Origin of the sequence: Trebonia sp. (assembly GCF_049794275.1) — a bacterium.
In the GTDB taxonomy this organism is placed as follows: Bacteria; Actinomycetota; Actinomycetes; order Streptosporangiales; family Streptosporangiaceae; genus Trebonia.
Window position 1 is genome coordinate 1 of sequence record NZ_JBARCR010000250.1, and the last position, 14,880, is coordinate 14,880.

General features: G+C 70.7%; 14 protein-coding genes. 7 read left to right on the top strand and 7 right to left on the bottom strand.

The genetic code is table 11. The annotated features are described in order from the left end of the window. On the top strand, window positions 1–2,826 hold a 2,826-nt coding region (locus tag WA805_RS07175; protein ID WP_425241945.1), incomplete at its 5' end, for an ATP-binding protein. Here WA805_RS07175 and WA805_RS07180 read toward each other — a convergent pair. Next, the gene (locus WA805_RS07180; protein ID WP_422276329.1) at window positions 2,810–3,553 is read right to left on the bottom strand and encodes an ABC transporter permease; all 744 of its coding nucleotides are present in this window, start codon (window positions 3,551–3,553) and stop codon (window positions 2,810–2,812) included. The two genes, WA805_RS07175 and WA805_RS07180, sit on opposite strands and share 17 nt — an antisense overlap. Next, complete coding sequence (locus WA805_RS07185) at window positions 3,553–4,488, bottom strand: ATP-binding cassette domain-containing protein (RefSeq protein WP_425241946.1); 936 nt, start codon at window positions 4,486–4,488, stop codon at window positions 3,553–3,555. The genes WA805_RS07180 and WA805_RS07185 overlap by 1 nt, the downstream gene beginning before the upstream one ends. Before the next feature lie 193 nt (window positions 4,489–4,681). On the opposite strand from WA805_RS07185, the gene WA805_RS07190 reads away from it, so the two are divergent. Then, the gene (locus WA805_RS07190; RefSeq protein ID WP_424562895.1) at window positions 4,682–5,413 is read left to right on the top strand and encodes an ABC transporter ATP-binding protein; all 732 of its coding nucleotides are present in this window, start codon (window positions 4,682–4,684) and stop codon (window positions 5,411–5,413) included. Further along, window positions 5,413–7,662: an FtsX-like permease family protein gene (locus WA805_RS07195; RefSeq protein ID WP_425241949.1), complete on the top strand. Its 2,250-nt coding sequence runs from the start codon at window positions 5,413–5,415 to the stop codon at window positions 7,660–7,662. Before WA805_RS07190 ends, WA805_RS07195 begins: the two co-directional genes overlap by 1 nt. Window positions 7,663–7,921: 259 nt before the next feature. Here the strand turns inward: WA805_RS07195 and WA805_RS07200 are convergent, their stop codons facing one another. From WA805_RS07200 to WA805_RS07215, 4 genes are read right to left on the bottom strand one after another with little or no spacing between them, the layout of a single operon-like run. Next, window positions 7,922–8,680 (bottom strand): ABC transporter permease, encoded by a 759-nt coding sequence (locus WA805_RS07200; protein ID WP_422276323.1) that lies wholly within the window; start codon window positions 8,678–8,680, stop codon window positions 7,922–7,924. Next, the gene (locus WA805_RS07205; RefSeq protein WP_422290498.1) at window positions 8,677–9,723 is read right to left on the bottom strand and encodes an ABC transporter ATP-binding protein; all 1,047 of its coding nucleotides are present in this window, start codon (window positions 9,721–9,723) and stop codon (window positions 8,677–8,679) included. The genes WA805_RS07200 and WA805_RS07205 overlap by 4 nt, the downstream gene beginning before the upstream one ends. 1 nt (window position 9,724) lies before the next feature. Further along, window positions 9,725–10,021, bottom strand: coding sequence for a hypothetical protein (locus WA805_RS07210; protein ID WP_422276319.1), 297 nt, complete (start codon window positions 10,019–10,021; stop codon window positions 9,725–9,727). A gap of 35 nt (window positions 10,022–10,056) precedes the next feature. Beyond that, window positions 10,057–11,223 carry a hypothetical protein gene (locus WA805_RS07215; protein ID WP_424562090.1) on the bottom strand — a complete coding sequence of 389 codons (1,167 nt, stop codon included), beginning with the start codon at window positions 11,221–11,223 and terminating at the stop codon, window positions 10,057–10,059. Window positions 11,224–11,594: 371 nt separating this feature from the next. On the opposite strand from WA805_RS07215, the gene WA805_RS07220 reads away from it, so the two are divergent. From WA805_RS07220 to WA805_RS07235, 4 genes are all read left to right on the top strand, one after another. Continuing rightward, window positions 11,595–12,059: a GntR family transcriptional regulator gene (locus tag WA805_RS07220; RefSeq protein ID WP_422276315.1), complete on the top strand. Its 465-nt coding sequence runs from the start codon at window positions 11,595–11,597 to the stop codon at window positions 12,057–12,059. After that, window positions 12,056–13,141: a DUF1648 domain-containing protein gene (locus tag WA805_RS07225; protein WP_422276313.1), complete on the top strand. Its 1,086-nt coding sequence runs from the start codon at window positions 12,056–12,058 to the stop codon at window positions 13,139–13,141. Before WA805_RS07220 ends, WA805_RS07225 begins: the two co-directional genes overlap by 4 nt. A gap of 60 nt (window positions 13,142–13,201) precedes the next feature. Further along, entirely contained in the window at window positions 13,202–13,870 is a 669-nt protein-coding gene (locus WA805_RS07230; protein ID WP_425241947.1) for an FtsX-like permease family protein, read from the top strand. Between the two features lie 80 nt (window positions 13,871–13,950). Further along, a complete protein-coding gene (locus WA805_RS07235) occupies window positions 13,951–14,664 on the top strand; it encodes an SCO family protein (RefSeq protein WP_422339394.1) in 714 nt (237 codons plus the stop codon). Between the two features lie 18 nt (window positions 14,665–14,682). Here WA805_RS07235 and WA805_RS07240 read toward each other — a convergent pair. Then, on the bottom strand, window positions 14,683–14,880 hold a 198-nt coding region (locus WA805_RS07240; protein ID WP_425241948.1), incomplete at its 5' end, for an SHOCT domain-containing protein.

Consider the following 14,880-nt stretch of genomic DNA (forward strand, 5'->3'; position numbering starts at 1 on the left):
GGCCAGGCCCGCACCGAGGACGCTTCCCTGCGGGCGCGGCTGCTGTGCGAGGCACTCGAGCTGTGGCGCGGTGCGGCCATGCAGGACGTCGGCCTGCTCGACAGCGCCGCGTTCGACGCCGCGGTCATTCGGCTCGAGGAGCTGCGGCTGACCGCCGCGGAGGAGCGGGCCGATGCGGAGATCACCCTTGGGCGCGGCGCGGAGCTGGTCACCGAGCTGTCCGACCTGGTGGCCGCGCACCCGGTACGGGAACGGCTCGTCGCCGCGCTGATGCGCGCCCTCGTCTCCGCCGGCCGCGACAGCGAGGCGCTGCTGGTGTACCAGCGCGCGAGGGAGGCCCTGGCCGACGCGCTGGGCGTCGACCCTTCGCCTGAGCTGGCCGCGCTGCACGTCGCGCTGCTGCGGGGCGAGCTGGGGCGGCGGGAGGAAACCAGGAAGACCAACCTGCGCGCCGAGCTGACCAGTTTCGTCGGCAAGGACGCCGATGTCGGCGCGGTCCGCGAGCTCATCGCCGCCCGCCGGCTCACCACCCTGATCGGGCCGGGCGGCTCGGGAAAGACCAGGCTGGCCACGGAGACCGCGCGCACGCTGCTCGGCGACCTGCCGGACGGGGCCTGGCTGGTGGACCTCGCCGCCATCGGCGCGGACGGTGACATTGCGCAGTCCACGCTGACCGCGCTCGGCCTCCGGGATGCCCTGCTTGGCGAAACCTCGAACGCGGAGCCGACGGACCGGCTCATCGCCGCGATCCGCGAGCGGGAGGCGCTGCTGATCCTGGACAATTGCGAGCACGTGATCGAGTCCGCGGCGGTATTCGCGCACCGGGTGCTCGGGGAATGCCAGCGGCTGCGCATCCTGGCGACGAGCAGGGAACCGCTCGGCATCACCGGAGAGGCGCTGTGGGTGGTCGAGCCGCTGGCCCTGCCGGAGGAGGACGCGGGCTCAGCCGACATCGAGTCATCACCGGCCGTTCAGCTGCTGCGGGACCGGGCCGGCGAGGTGCGCAGGGACCTCGCCTCCGACACAAGCACGCTGGCGACGATGGCGCGCGTCTGCCGGGCGCTTGACGGGATGCCGCTGGCGATCGAGCTGGCCGCGGCCCGGCTGCGCACCATGTCCATCGACCAGCTCGCCAGCCGGCTTGACGACCGGTTCCGCCTGCTCACCAGCGGCAGCCGGACCGCGCTGCCGCGGCACAGGACGCTGCGCGCGATGGTCGACTGGAGCTGGGAGCTGCTCACCGACGCCGAGCGGATGGTCCTGCGCAGGCTCTCGGTGTTCTCCGGCGGGGCGAGCCTGGAAGCGGCCGAACGGGTCTGCGCTGGCGACGCGGTCGAGCAGGATCAGGTGCTCGACCTGCTCACCGCGCTGACCGAGAAATCACTGCTGCTCAACGATGGCGGCAACGCCCCGCACTACCGGATGAGCGGCACGATCATGGAGTACGCCGGGCAGCGGCTCGCGGCGGCGGGGGAAGCGGACCTGGCGCGCCACGCGCACCTGGCCTACTTCACTGAGCTCGCCGAGATCGCGGATCCGCAGCTGCGCCGCGCCGACCAGCTGAACTGGCTGGCCACGCTCGAGGCCGAGCACGACAACATCGGCGCGGCGATGCGCGGCGCGCTCGCGGCGGGCGAGGCGCAGTCAGCGATGCGGCTCGCGGCGGGCGCGGGCTGGTACTGGTGGCTCGGCGGGCACAAAACCGAAGGCATGGAGCTCCTCACCGCGGCCACCGAGGCGCCCGGCGAGGTGACCGACGAGGCCCGGGCCACGGTGTACGGGCTGCTCGTGCAGTTCGTCAGCGCTGGGCGGGGCGACGAGCACCAGGCGGCGGTGTGGATCCACGAGGCGTACCGGTTCAGCCAGGGCAGCCAGCTCCGCCACCCGGCGCCAAGGGTCGTCGCCGCGCTGGAACGCATGCTGCAGGCGCCGGACGCGGTGCTGACCGCGTGGGAACTGCTGCTCAGCGACCAGGATCCCTGGGTGCGTGCGATAGCCCGGCTGCAGCTTGGCAAGATGCGGATCATGCTCGGCCAGGGCGGCCGGGAAGCGGACGTGTACCTGGAGACGGCGCTCGCCGAGTTCCGGGCGCTGGGCGAGCGGTTCGGGATCTCGTTCGCCCTGACCGAGCTCGCGGACCGGATCGCCGTGCGCGGCGAGTTCGCCGCCGCGTGTGAGCACTACGAGCAGGCGATCGCGGTCGTCACCGAGGTCGGCTCCACCGAGGACGTCATCCGGTTGCGGTCGCAGCAGGCGCAGCTGTACTGGCTGCTGGGCGACGAGGCAGCCAGCGCGGCCGCCATCGCCGAGGCACAGCGGTACGCGGAGCGGGTCACCTGGCCGGACGCGCTGGCCGAACTGGCCCTCTCGAAGGCGGACCTCGCCCGGTGGGGCGGCGACGCGGCGGAGGCGCGCAAGCAACTCGGCGTCGCGGCGGCCCTGCTGGGCGACGAAGCGAAGCAGGCAGTAATCCGCGTAGTGACGCACGACCTGCTCGGCTACCTCGCCGAGGATCTCGGAGAGGCCCGGGCGCACCGCGCGGCGGCCTGGGAGGCGGCGATCGCGGCGGGACACGCGCCGATGATCGCGACGGCGCTCGTCGGCGTCGCGGACCTGGCACTGCGCCGCGGCGAGTACGAGCAGGCCGTGCGACTGCTCGCGGCGAGCACCGCCGCGCGCGGGCTGCGGGACTACTCTCAGCCGGACGTGGCCCGGATCGAGCAGACAGCGCGGAGCCGCCTCGGCGCCGCGCGGTTCGCCGAGGCGGCCCGGGAGGGAACACGGGTCAGCTGGTCTCAGCTGGCGGAGGTCACACTCGCTTCCTGAAGGTGGTAACCGCCCACACGTACCCGACGATGCCGATCCCGGCGCACCAGGCGAGGGCGGCGATCACGTAGCCGGCTGACGGCGATCCGGCCAGCAGCCCGCGCAGTGACTCGATAATCGGCGTGAAGGGCTGGTACTCCGCGAACTGCCGTACGCCTTGTCCCATCGTGGCGGCCGGCACGATCGCGCTGCTGAAGAACGGCAGCAGGACCAACGGCACGGTGGCCATGGCCGCCGACTGGGGGGTCTTCGCGGCCAGTCCGATGGCGACCGTGAGCCAGCTGGTCGCGAAACAGGCCGCCACGACGATGCCGATCACCGCGAGCCAGTCGCCGAAACTCGCGGACGGGCGGAATCCCAGCCCGAAGGCCACCCCGATGATGGCCGCGATGGATATCAGGCTGCGCAGCATGGTGACGACGACATGACCTGTCATCACGGCGCCGCGAGAGACGTCCATGACCCGGAACCGGTTGATGATTCCCTTCGTCATGTCGTCATTCACCTCGGTCGCGGTGGCCCCGAGACCGTAGGCCACGGCCAGCAGGATCATGCCCGGCGTCGCGTAGTCGATGTACTTGACGCCGACGCTGAAGGCGTTCCCGAGCATGTACACGAACATCAGCATGATCACGACCGGGAGCAGGACCGCGTTGAACACGGTGACCGGGTTCCGGGCGGTGTGCTTGAAGTTACGCCGCAGCATGATCAGGGCGTCGGTGCTCATTATGCGTTCACCTCCATGTTCGCCCGCCCGGTCAGGGCGAGGAAGACGTCATCGAGATCCGGCGTGTGCACGGAGAGCTCTTCGGCATCGATCGAGTGGTCAGTGAGCAGGCCCAGCAGGGCCTGCAGCGATTTCACCCCGCCGTCGCCGGGAACCCGCAAGGTCAGGTTCTCGTCATCTCGCGTGGCGCCGGCCAGGAGCCGCGCCGCCGCGTCGAGTTCGCGGACGCTGGTGAACCGGAGCCGGACGTGACTGCCGGGGATCTGGCGCTTGAGCTCCCCCGGGCTGCCCTGGGCGACCAGGCGGCCCTGGTCGAGCACCGCGATCCGGTCGGCGAGGTGGTCGGCTTCCTCGAGGTACTGGGTGGTGAGGAAGATGGTGGTGCCGTCGGCTACCAGCTCGCGGACGATCTGCCACATCGTGCGCCTGCTGCGCGGGTCCAGCCCGGTGGTCGGCTCGTCGAGGAAGATGATCCGCGGGCTGCCGACCAGCGTCATCGCCAGGTCCAGCTTCCGGCGCATGCCACCGGAGTAGGTGGACGCCAGCTTGTCCGCCGATTCCGTCAGGTCGAACCGCTCCAGCAGCCCGTTGACCACCTGGCCAGCGGAGCGCACCCGCTTCAGGTCCGCCATCAGCCGCAGGTTCTCCCGGCCCGTCAGCAGCTCGTCCACCGCGGCGAACTGACCGGTCACGCCGATGGCCGCGCGCACCTCTTTGGTCTCGGTCGCCACGTCGCGGCCGCCGACGCGCACCGTTCCCGCGTCGGCCTTCAGCAATGTCGTCAGGACGTTCACCGTGGTCGTCTTGCCCGCGCCGTTCGGGCCGAGCATGGAGAAAACCGATCCCGCGGCGACGTCGAAGTCGATGCCGTCGAGCACGACCTTGTCCCCGAAGGCCTTCCGAAGTCCCGAAACTGCGATATCCGAAGTTCTCATGCGTCCACCGTCGCCGTCGGGGCTGACAGCCGCCTGTCACGCCCCTGACACGGCCACTGACATGGCGTTCCGCAGTCACCACGGGCCGCGGTCACCACGGGCCCGTTCCGACTATTACTTGCGTAGCGTATACACTCAGTGTATATTCGCGGATGAGTGGTCTTCGGGGTTCCGCCTCAGGCGAAGGAGAGCGATGAACAGTCCTGTCGCGACGCGGCCGTATCTGATCGAGGCCCGCGATGTCATCAAATCCTTCGGCCGGACCCCGGCCCTGCGCGGCGCGAGCGTCACCGTCAGCCCGGGCGAGATCCTGGCGATCATGGGGCCGAGCGGATCCGGCAAGTCAACCCTGCTGCACTGCCTGGCCGGCATCTTCGCACCCGACCAAGGCGAGGTGTGGTTCGACGGGCGGCGCCTCGACACGCTAGGCGAAAACGAGCGCACGAAGCTGCGCAGGACCGCGTTCGGCTTCGTGTTCCAGTTCGGGCAGCTCGTGCCCGAGCTCACCACGACGGACAACGTGGCGCTGCCGCTGCTGCTCAACCGCATGCGGCGGCACGCCGCGTACACGACCGCCGAGACCTGGCTGGACCGGCTGGGCATCGGGGACAAGATCGCCAACAGGACCGGCGAGCTGTCCGGCGGCGAGGCGCAACGGGTGGCGGTCGCCAGGGCGCTCGCGCTGGCCCCGACGGTGATCTTCGCGGACGAGCCGACCGGCTCGCTGGACTCGCTGACCGGCGAGAAGGTCATGGACCTGCTGACCGGGCTGGCCCGCGAGGCGGGCGCCACGGTGGTTATCGTCACGCACGACACCCGGGTCGCCGCGTACGCTGACCGCGTGCTGATGGTGCGCGACGGGCTGGTGTCGGGAGACCTCGGCGAGGTCGCCGACCAGGTCGCGGCGGCGAAGGCGGCCCGGTGATGGTACGCCTCGGCCTGCAGCTCACCCTGCGCAGCGGCCGGGAGGCGATGGTCCGCCTCGTGATCACCGCCGCGGCGGTCGCGGTCGGCGTCGCGCTGCTGCTCGGCGTGCTCGCCGAGTACCACGCCTTCCAGGCCAATGCCAGCCAGGCCTGCTGGTCCTGCACGACAGGCCAGCCGGTGCCCTCGCCGCTGCCGTCGCACGGCGAGCTGTGGAACGACAGCGTGGACTTCTACCAGGGCCAGACGATCACCCGGCTGGACGTCGCGCCGCTGGGCGCCGGCGCGCCGGTGCCGCCCGGTATCACGAGGCTCCCGGCGCCCGGTGAGTACTACGCCTCGCCGGCGCTGGCCGCCTTGCTGGCGACGGTGCCCGCCGACGAGCTGGGCGACCGCTTCCCCGGACACCTGGCGGGAACGATCGGCGACGCCGCGCTCAACGGGGCCAACGACCTGGTGATCTACATCGGGTACACGCCGGCCGAGCTCACCGCGCTCCCCGGCAGCCCCGCAGCCAGCAAGGGGGGCCCGGTCCCTGGCACCCAGTGGGTCACCTCCATCTCGACCGCGCCGGCGTCCGAGGTGTTCACCCCGTTCTTCCGCTACGCGTTCGGGATCGGCGTACTCGCCGTGCTGTTCCCCATGCTGGTGCTGATCAGCACCGCCACCCGGCTCGCCGCCGACCGGCGCGAGGAGCGGTTCGCCGCGCTCCGCCTGGTCGGCGGGACACCCGGCGACATCCGGGTGATCGCGTCGGTCGAATCGGTGGTGAGCGCGTTCTGCGGGGCTGTGCTGGGGATCGCGGTGTTCCTGCTGGTGCGGCCGGCGCTCGCCGACGCGGCGCTGGTCGGCACGCGGTACTTCGAGTCGGACCTGACGCCGACCAGCTGGGGATACCTCGGGATACTCGTCGGCGTCCCGGTCGTCGCGGCCATCGCCGCGCTGCTGTCGCTGCGCCGGGTGCAGATCTCGCCGCTTGGCGTCAGCCGGCGCGCCAAGCGGAAGCCGCCGACCTTCTGGCGGCTGAGCGTCCTGGTGGCGGGCGTGGGGCTGTACGTGTACGGGCTGTCGAAGACCACGCACGCGTCGATCGGCGCGCCGGCCTACCCGGGCCTGCTGCTCACGATGATCGGCCTGGTGATCGCCGGCCCGTGGCTCACCTCGGCCGCGTCACGGCTGTTCGGCCGGCTCACCCCTGGATCGTCGGCCCTGCTGGCGACCCGGCGGCTTGCCGACAACCCGAAGACAGCCTTCCGCGCGGTGACCGGACTCGTGCTCGCCGTTTTCCTCGGCACGATGGTGGGCACCCTGGTGCCCGCGGTGAACTCGACGGAAGCGAGCCCGGCCAACGCGTCACTCAGCAACGTGCTGCTTGCCCCGGTGGGACTCGACCCGCACGCGGGGGCACAGCTGATCAGCGGGCTGAGCGCGATCCCGGGCGCCACGGTGTACCCGCTGTATTCGCTGGCGGGCGGAAACGGGAGCGTCGGGCCGGGCCTCGGACCGGGTGACACAGCGGTCAGCTGCGCGGTGATGCGCGAGCTCGCGGTGCTCGGCCAGTGCGCACCGGGCCTGCGGGCCGTACAGGCGAGCGACTCCGGCCTGTTCGACGACAACCCGATGTACAACACCAAGCCGTTCGTCGACTCGGCCAACACCGCCTATACGGGCAACCTGTCCAGCCTGCCGCTGCAGACAGTCATGGTCCGGGTCAACAGCCCGGCCACGCTGGAGCGGGTCCGCACGTACCTGACCGTCAACACCGCGCCGCAGCCGGCCGGCGGCCAGGGTTCGGCGCCGACGCCGCCGCGGACGTTCGGCGAGACGCTCCAGATACGGCTCGACCGCGCGGCCACGCTCGAGAAGATCGTGTACGCCGCCGTCGCGCTCACCCTGATCGTGGCCGGGTGCAGCCTCGCGGTCGCGGTCGGCGGCGGGCTGGTCGACCGCAAGCGCCCGTTCACCCTGCTGCGGGTGAGCGGCACCCAGGTCGGCGTGCTGTCCCGCGTCGTCATGCTGGAAGCGGCAGTCCCCTTGCTGGCCGCCACCGTGGTGGCCGCGGGGATCGCCTACGGGACGTCGATCCTGGCGTTCGTCCGGCTCGCGCCGGCCGGGACGGCGATCCCGCAGCTCGGGTCGGACTATTACGCGCTGATGGGCATCGGCCTGGCCGTCGCCTTCGGCGTGATCGTGGTAACGCTGCCGCTGCTGCGCCGCATGACATCCCCCGGCAACGTCCGCTTCGAGTAGCACCTGCCGCTGGCGCGCGAGAGTTAGCTCCTTCTGACCGTCAGGGGGATGGTCTAGGGGCTCGTTCCGGACGTACGGTCCACAGTTGAGGGGGGCAACCCGTGACCTGGCGGGTCCGGGTCGATACCGGTCTGTGCATCAGCTCGGGGATGTGCGTCGCGCGACCTGGCACGCCTACCGTCAAACCAAGACATCGAACGTGCCACGGCGGACCTCAGCGCCGATTACTTTATGCGTCACCTTGAGCGTTGCCTACACCTTAAGTCTCCTTCTCGTTGAGCCTGCCGGGCCTGGTCCCGGTGATGAGGCGCTCGCGGTCGAATAGCCGGGCCACCGCCAGGCAAGCGGCGCAGTCAACGGCCAGCAGGCCGCCGGCCAGGGCAGCGACCAGGCCAAACGTTGGGCTTATCACCTTGAACTGCATCAACGCGGCCAGCGCCACCGGGGGCAGGCTACCCAGGATGGACAGCTGCTGCGCAACGCGGGTGTCGCTGACTCGAGCCGAGATCGCCAGGCCGACCCAGATCGCCCAGGCGGCCAGCAGCGGGATGAACACCAGCGCGGCGGGCAACTGCGGAGCGTGCCGCACCGCAGCGGCTACCGGCGGGCTGGCGGCGAGCTGCGTGATCGCCACGAAGACGCCGAAGATCACGTAGCCGAGGGCGGCCGAGGGCAGGAAGATCGCCGTGGCCTTGCCGATGAGCAGCTCGGCCCGCCTGATCGGCGTGGTCAGCACTGGCTCCAGGGTGCCCTGCTCGCGCTCCCCGACCACCGAGTAGGCGCTCATGATCGAGGGCACGAACACCGGGACCAGCAACGGCAGGAACAGCGAATACTCGACCCGAGTGTCCAGCGTCGCGCTCAGCGCCCCTGCCTTGATGTCGAGAATCGACGCGGTGGGGCCGATCAGGAACACCACCGGCAGTACGGCCGCCGTGGTGGCGATGAGCCGGTTGCGCCGGAACTCCGCGAGTTCCTTGTGGATGACCGCGCCGACGCGGGCGATGCTCGCGCTCACCGGGGCCCCCCTTCTTCGTCACCGATCAGCTCGAGGTAGACGTCCTCAAGCGTGTGCCTCGATTCGGCGATCGACAGCACGTCGGCCCCGGCGGCGACCAGCGCGCGGGTCACCGCAGGCGCCGCCTGCGCCACGTCCGACACGGTCAGCGCATAGTCCGCCGGGCCGCTGCCCGGCGGACCGGCGGCTTTCCACCCCTGCACGGACGGCAGGCCGCCGAAGACCCGGTTGGGCTCCCGCAGCGCGGCGGCGACCGTGACGCCCAGCGACGTGGTGAACAGCTCCCGCCGCAGGTCATCGGGCCGGCCGATGGTCCGCAGGCTGGTGCTCATGATCGCCACCCGGTCGCACAGCCGCTCCGCCTCCTCCAGCCGGTGGGTGGTAAGGAAAACCGTGACCCCGCGGTCGCGCAACCCAGCGATCAGGCCGTGCACCTCGTGCGCCGCCACCGGGTCGAGCCCCGAGGTCGGCTCGTCAAGGAACATGATCGCCGGGTCGTTCAGCAGCGCCCTGGCCAGCGCCGCCCGCTGTCGCAGGCCCTTGGACAGGCTCCAGGCCAGGTCGTGCGCCCGGTCGGCCAGGCCTACCGCAGCCAGCGCCTCCGCTATCCGCGCCGATCGTCGCGGCAGGCCGTACAGGCGCGCGAAGTACTCCAGGTTCTCGGTCACGGTCAGCCGCTGGTAAAGTCCCGGAGACTCCGGCATGACCGCGATCCGCTGCCGGATCTCCACCGCGCCATCCGGCCCCACCGGGATGCCCGCCACCAAAGCCGAGCCGGACGTCGGCGAGATCAGCGTGGCCAGGATCCGCACCGTCGTCGTCTTGCCCGCCCCGTTCGGCCCCAGGAACCCGAACACCTCGCCGCCCGCCACACTGAACGACACGTCGGATACGGCGGTGCGCCCGCCGAAAACCTTGGTCAGGCGGCTGACCTCGATGGCCGCGGACACCCCCGGCGCCGGCGGCAGCCTCCGGGCAGCCTGTCCGGTTCGGGCCGCTCCTGTTCCGTCCAGGCCTTGATACACCGCGGAGTCACCGCTCACTTCAGCCTGCCTTATCCCGCTTGAGCAAGATCCCTAGATCCGCCTTGACCAGGGACGCGACGTATCTCGGCCAGAAGATGGCCCCGCTACAGCGGAAGCTGACGATTTCACCGTCGGCCGCATCGAAGGAGCAGTCTCGGCTCGAGTACCGGCCTTTCCGTATCCGCAGGGTGTGACGTCCAGGCTCGAGCGGCGTTTCGACCGTCTCACCGTGCTTAACCGAGCCGACGATCTTGCCGTCGACCGCGATCTCGAACTCGCCGCGCCTGAGCTCCACGCCGGAGGTTACGTGAGTCACTCTGAGCATTGCTGGCACCGTTCTCTTCACCTTCCTTACGAGTTGTTTCCCTGGCATGCCCGCGGGCCGTGGGCCGTGAGGGTCGACAGCGGGCAGACCGCCGCGCGCGGATAGTACGGTCCCATGACGGCCGCGGCGGCCGCCGGGTCTTCGGCCCGCGTGACGTTCTGGGGCGAGTGCGCGAATGAGGTGCTGACCAGCACGTTCCGCAGGCCCAGGAGGTACGGGCCAGCCGGGTGGGTGGTGGAGAAGGGCAGGAAGGTGACGCCGGGGACGCGGCTGATGGCGGCCCGCTGCGATTCGCTGCCGATCACGTAGGTGTAATCCCCGGCCGCGTTCAGCCTGGTCGCCTCGTCGGCCCGGCACCCGTAGTCGGTCCCTCCCATCGGCAACTCGTTGGCGACGAGCGGAACAGAGCGGATGAGCACCCCGACGCACATCGACCAGTAGCGGACGCCCTCCCCCCGGGCCGGCCAGGGCGACGGATGGCTACCAGGCGCGAACGTCGGCGCTTTGGCGGTGACGACGACGACGTCGGCCGCTGGCGGGCGGGCCAGGTAGGCCAGGAGGTAGGAGGTGTCGACGTTGGCGAGCCCCCCGTTGTTGAATGTGCTCTGCGCGGGCTTGAAGAACTCCAGCTCGGGCGGCGGTGCTGTACTCGATCCTGAGCCGCTTACCGCCGGGAAGGTCACGGCGGCGTTGCGGCTAGGGCAGGCGGGAAGCACGCGTGACACGCCTCCCTGGTCCACCGTCAGCACCGGAACCGGCACAGCCGACGCACCCCCGGCCGGCAGGTAGACCCGGTAGACGAGATAACCCGTGTGCTGGCTTGTGGTGCCGACAGGCAGCGGCAGCGTGTTGGGCTGGCCCGGTGCGGAATCCGAGCGCAGGGTCACCGTGAACCGGCCGCCGGGCAGGCCCTGCCGCTGCCAGGGATTCAGGCTGCCGGGCTGCGGGGCGATCCGGTAATCGGTCAGCGACGCGCCGACACCGTCAGGCGTGTAAACCTGGACCGAGACGTAGCGGGCGTCAGGGAAGCGGCCCGCTAGGACGATCCGGGTGCCCGCGGACGCCACGATCGGTTGGCCGAATATTTCCTCTGCCGCATCAGGGAACGCTACGTTGTCCGTCTGCGCGCTTAGCTCCGTCGGCCACGCGCAGGACATCCCGGGCACGGAGACAACCGGCCGGCTGCCCCCCACGGCAGTGCCCTCAGCGGCAGTGCCGTGGGGGGCAGTGCCCCCAGCGGCAGTGCCCTCCGACGCAGCGGACCCGGGCGACTGCGCCGACGAACACGCCGCTAGCTCCATCGCCAGGGCAACCACGCCCCCGAACACGATTGCTTTCCCGGCTGACCAGGCGCTGGTCATCATTGACACCTCCCCGCCCGTCGCGAACAGCGGCGCGGTAGTAGTCGCTTCGCATCTGTTATACAACTTATAGAACAGATGGATTAGGTGTCAACAAGCCGCCCTGCCGTAGGCGAGCGTTTGACAGCGTTGGGTAATTGTTCTACAACTAATAGCACAGATGCCATCGGGCGGGGCGCTGCCTACGGCTAGGAGAGCCAGCGATGAGCGCGGCGGCGGTCACCGAGATCCCGGGAGGCGTGGTGCTGCTCAGCATCGAACCAGATGGTCCCGTGCCTATCTACCAGCAGATCAGGGACCGGATCGTGGAGGCGATCGCGGGCGGCCGGCAGCCGGCCGGCTCCGCGCTGCCGTCCACCCGGCAGCTGGCGGTCGACCTGGGAGTCAACTTCCACACCGTGAACAAGGCCTACGACCTGCTGCGGCAGGAGGGCCTGTTGCGGCTCGGCCGGAAGTCCGGCGCGGTGGTGCGCCGCGACGCCAGCAGCGGACCGCCGGATCCAGGCTGGGCCGAGGACTGGACGGGCCGACTGCGGACGCTGCTCGCCGAGGCCGCCGCCCAGGGGATGCCGGCCACCGATATCGCCGGCGAATGCCAGGATGCCGTGGCGGATTTCGCCTTCCCCGCCGCGGCAGCGGCGGGGAACGGAAGCGGGAGCCCGCCGTGAGAGCCGCGAGCCTGGCCGGGATCCTCCCCGTCCTGATCGTCGGGATGGCGATATGCTCGGCGCCCGCGGTGAGCCGGCCGACCCTGCCGTTCGGGGTCCGCGTTCCCCGTGCACGGGCGGGCGCGCCGGTCATCAAGCGGGAACGGCGCGCCTACTACTGGCGGACCGCGGCCATCGGCCTCTGCTGTACCGCCGTCGCGGTGGCGATTGCGGGCCACGGGTCATGGTGGCTGACCAGGATCATCCTGGTGCCGGAAATGGCCGCGGGCTTCTGCTGCTTCCGGATCGCGCAGCGGAAGATCGCCGCGGTCAAGAACAAGGACGAGTGGTTCGCGGGCCTGCGGCAGACGGTCGTGACCGACACCAGCTGGCGCACCGATCCGCCCCGCTTTCCGCTGCGCTGGCTGGTACCCGCCCTGGCCGTCATCGCGGCGACCATCGCCGTCGGCGCGCTGCGCTACCCCGGCCTGCCTGCCCACATCGTCACCACCTCTGGTCACCGGGTGTCCAAGTCTGCCGTCAGCGCCTTGCTGGTGGCCTTCCAGCTGTACGTCACAGCCCAGTGGACCGGGATCATGCTGATCATCTACCGCTCCCGGCCCGACATCGAGGCGGCCGATCCCGCGGCGTCGACGCTGCGCTACCGCCGCTTCCTCGCCGCCTTCGCCCGGGCCCTGCTGATCATGGCCGCGCTGGTCGACACCACCCTGCTGCTGATCGCCCTGGGCATCTGGCAGGTCTACCGGCCTTCCGGCGCCGTCCAGGCCCTGGCGATACTGCCGGTCGCGGCCGGCCTGGTGCTGCTGGCGACCGTCGCCGCGCGTTCGGGCCAGGGCGGGTCGCGGCTGAACGGCAACGTGCGCGGCCTGGCGCTGGCAACCGGAACCGACCGGGACGACGACCGATTGTGGAAAGCCGGCCTGTTCTACGTCAACCGCGACGATCCCGCCATCATGGTCGCCGCCCGCTTCGGCGCCGGGTGGACGCTCAACTTCGGCAACCGAGTCGCATGGCTGATCATCGCTGGGATCGTCGCCACGCCGGCCTGCCTCGCGGTAATCGGGGCAGCGGCGGGCATGTGACCCTGACGCGAGGGCAATACGGCGGTCAGAGACAGCACCGTTCGTTCGGGATAAGGGATTTTGAATTTCCGAACGAACGCCCTCTTCGACGACAACCCGCGCTACAGCGACAAGCCGATCGCCGGCGCCACTTCCCCGGCGTACACCGGCAACCTGACGGCGCTGCCGGTGCAGACAGTCCTCGTCACGGTGAACAGCCCCGCGACGCTCGAGCGGGTCCGCACCTACCTGGCCGTCCACGCGCCGCCGCGGGTCGGCGGCAACCCCGATGACTCGCCGACGCCGCCGCGGACGTTCGGCGAGACGCTCCAGATCAGGACCGCCCGGGCCGCCACGTTCGAGAAGATCCTGTACGCGGCGGTCGCGCTCACGCTGATCGTGGCCGGCTGCAGCCTCGCGGTCACCGTCGGCGGCGGGCTCGTCGACAGGAAGCGGCCGTTCACCCTGCTCCGGGTCAGCGGCACCCCGGTGGGCGTGCTGTCGCGGGTGGTCCTGCTCGAGGCGGCGGTGCCGCTGGTGGCCGCCACCGTGGTCGCGGCCGGCATCGCCTACTGGACCTCCGTCATGGCGGTCCTCAGGCTCGCGCCGGCCGGCACCGCGATTCCGCAGCTCGGCCGGGACTACTACACGATCATGGGCATCGGGCTCGCGGTCGCCTTCGGGGTCATCACGCTGACGCTGCCGCTGCTCCGCACGATGACGGCACCCTCGGCAATCCGCTTCGAATAGCGTCAGCCGCGGCGAAGATGACAAACTTGTCATCCCGGCTGCGGCGGCCCGCCGGCGCGCGGCGGCCTATGCTGCCGGGTATGCGTGAGCGGCGGGGATTCCTGGCCAGCCTGGCCGCGGTGATCCTGGCCGGGGCGGCAGTCGTGACGGTCTTCGCCGTCATGCGTGCCCGCGGCGGGCCGCAGGTGGCCCGCCCGTCAGGAATCCCGGCCATCGTCAGCGACGCGCAGATCAACCTGATGGGCCTGTCCCCGGTCCCGGCGCGCTCCGCGCCGGGGTTCACGCTCACCGACCAGAACGGGCGCCCGCTGTCCTTGTCATCGCTGCGCGGCAAGGTCGTGGTGCTGGAGTTCATGGACCCGCACTGCACCGACATCTGCCCGATCGTCTCGCAAGAGTACGTCGACGCCTACCACGACCTCGGCCCGCTGGCCGGCCAGGTCGTGTTCGCCGCCGTCAACGTGAACCAGTACCACGCCGCGGTCTCCGACATGATGGCCTACTCCCGCGAGCAGCGGCTGATCACGATCCCCGACTGGCACTTCTTCACTGGGCCGGTCCCGGACCTGCGCGAGGTATGGAACGGCTACGAGATCACGGTGCAGGCGCCCAGCCCGGACGCCGACATCGTGCACACCTCCGCCGTCTACTTCATCGACCCGGCCGGCCGGGAGCGGTTCGTCGCCGCCCCCATGGCCGACCACACATCCTCCGGTGCGTCGTACCTGCCCGCCGGGCAGATCACCGCCTGGGGTCAGGGCATCGCACAGGTCGCCCGGGCGCTGGCACGCTGAACAGCGCTGCGGCGGCCTTTACTGCAGGATCTTCTCCTTTCCCCGCTCGAACTCCGCGTCGCTGATCACGCCGCGGTCGTGCAGGTCGGAGAGTTGCGCGAGGTCGGAGGAGCCGCCGGAACCGCGGTGCCGGCCCTGGGCTGGCACATCGGCCGGATACCCATCGCGCCCGCCGGAGAAGTGGTCGCTGTGCACGATCTCGTACGCCAGGACGCC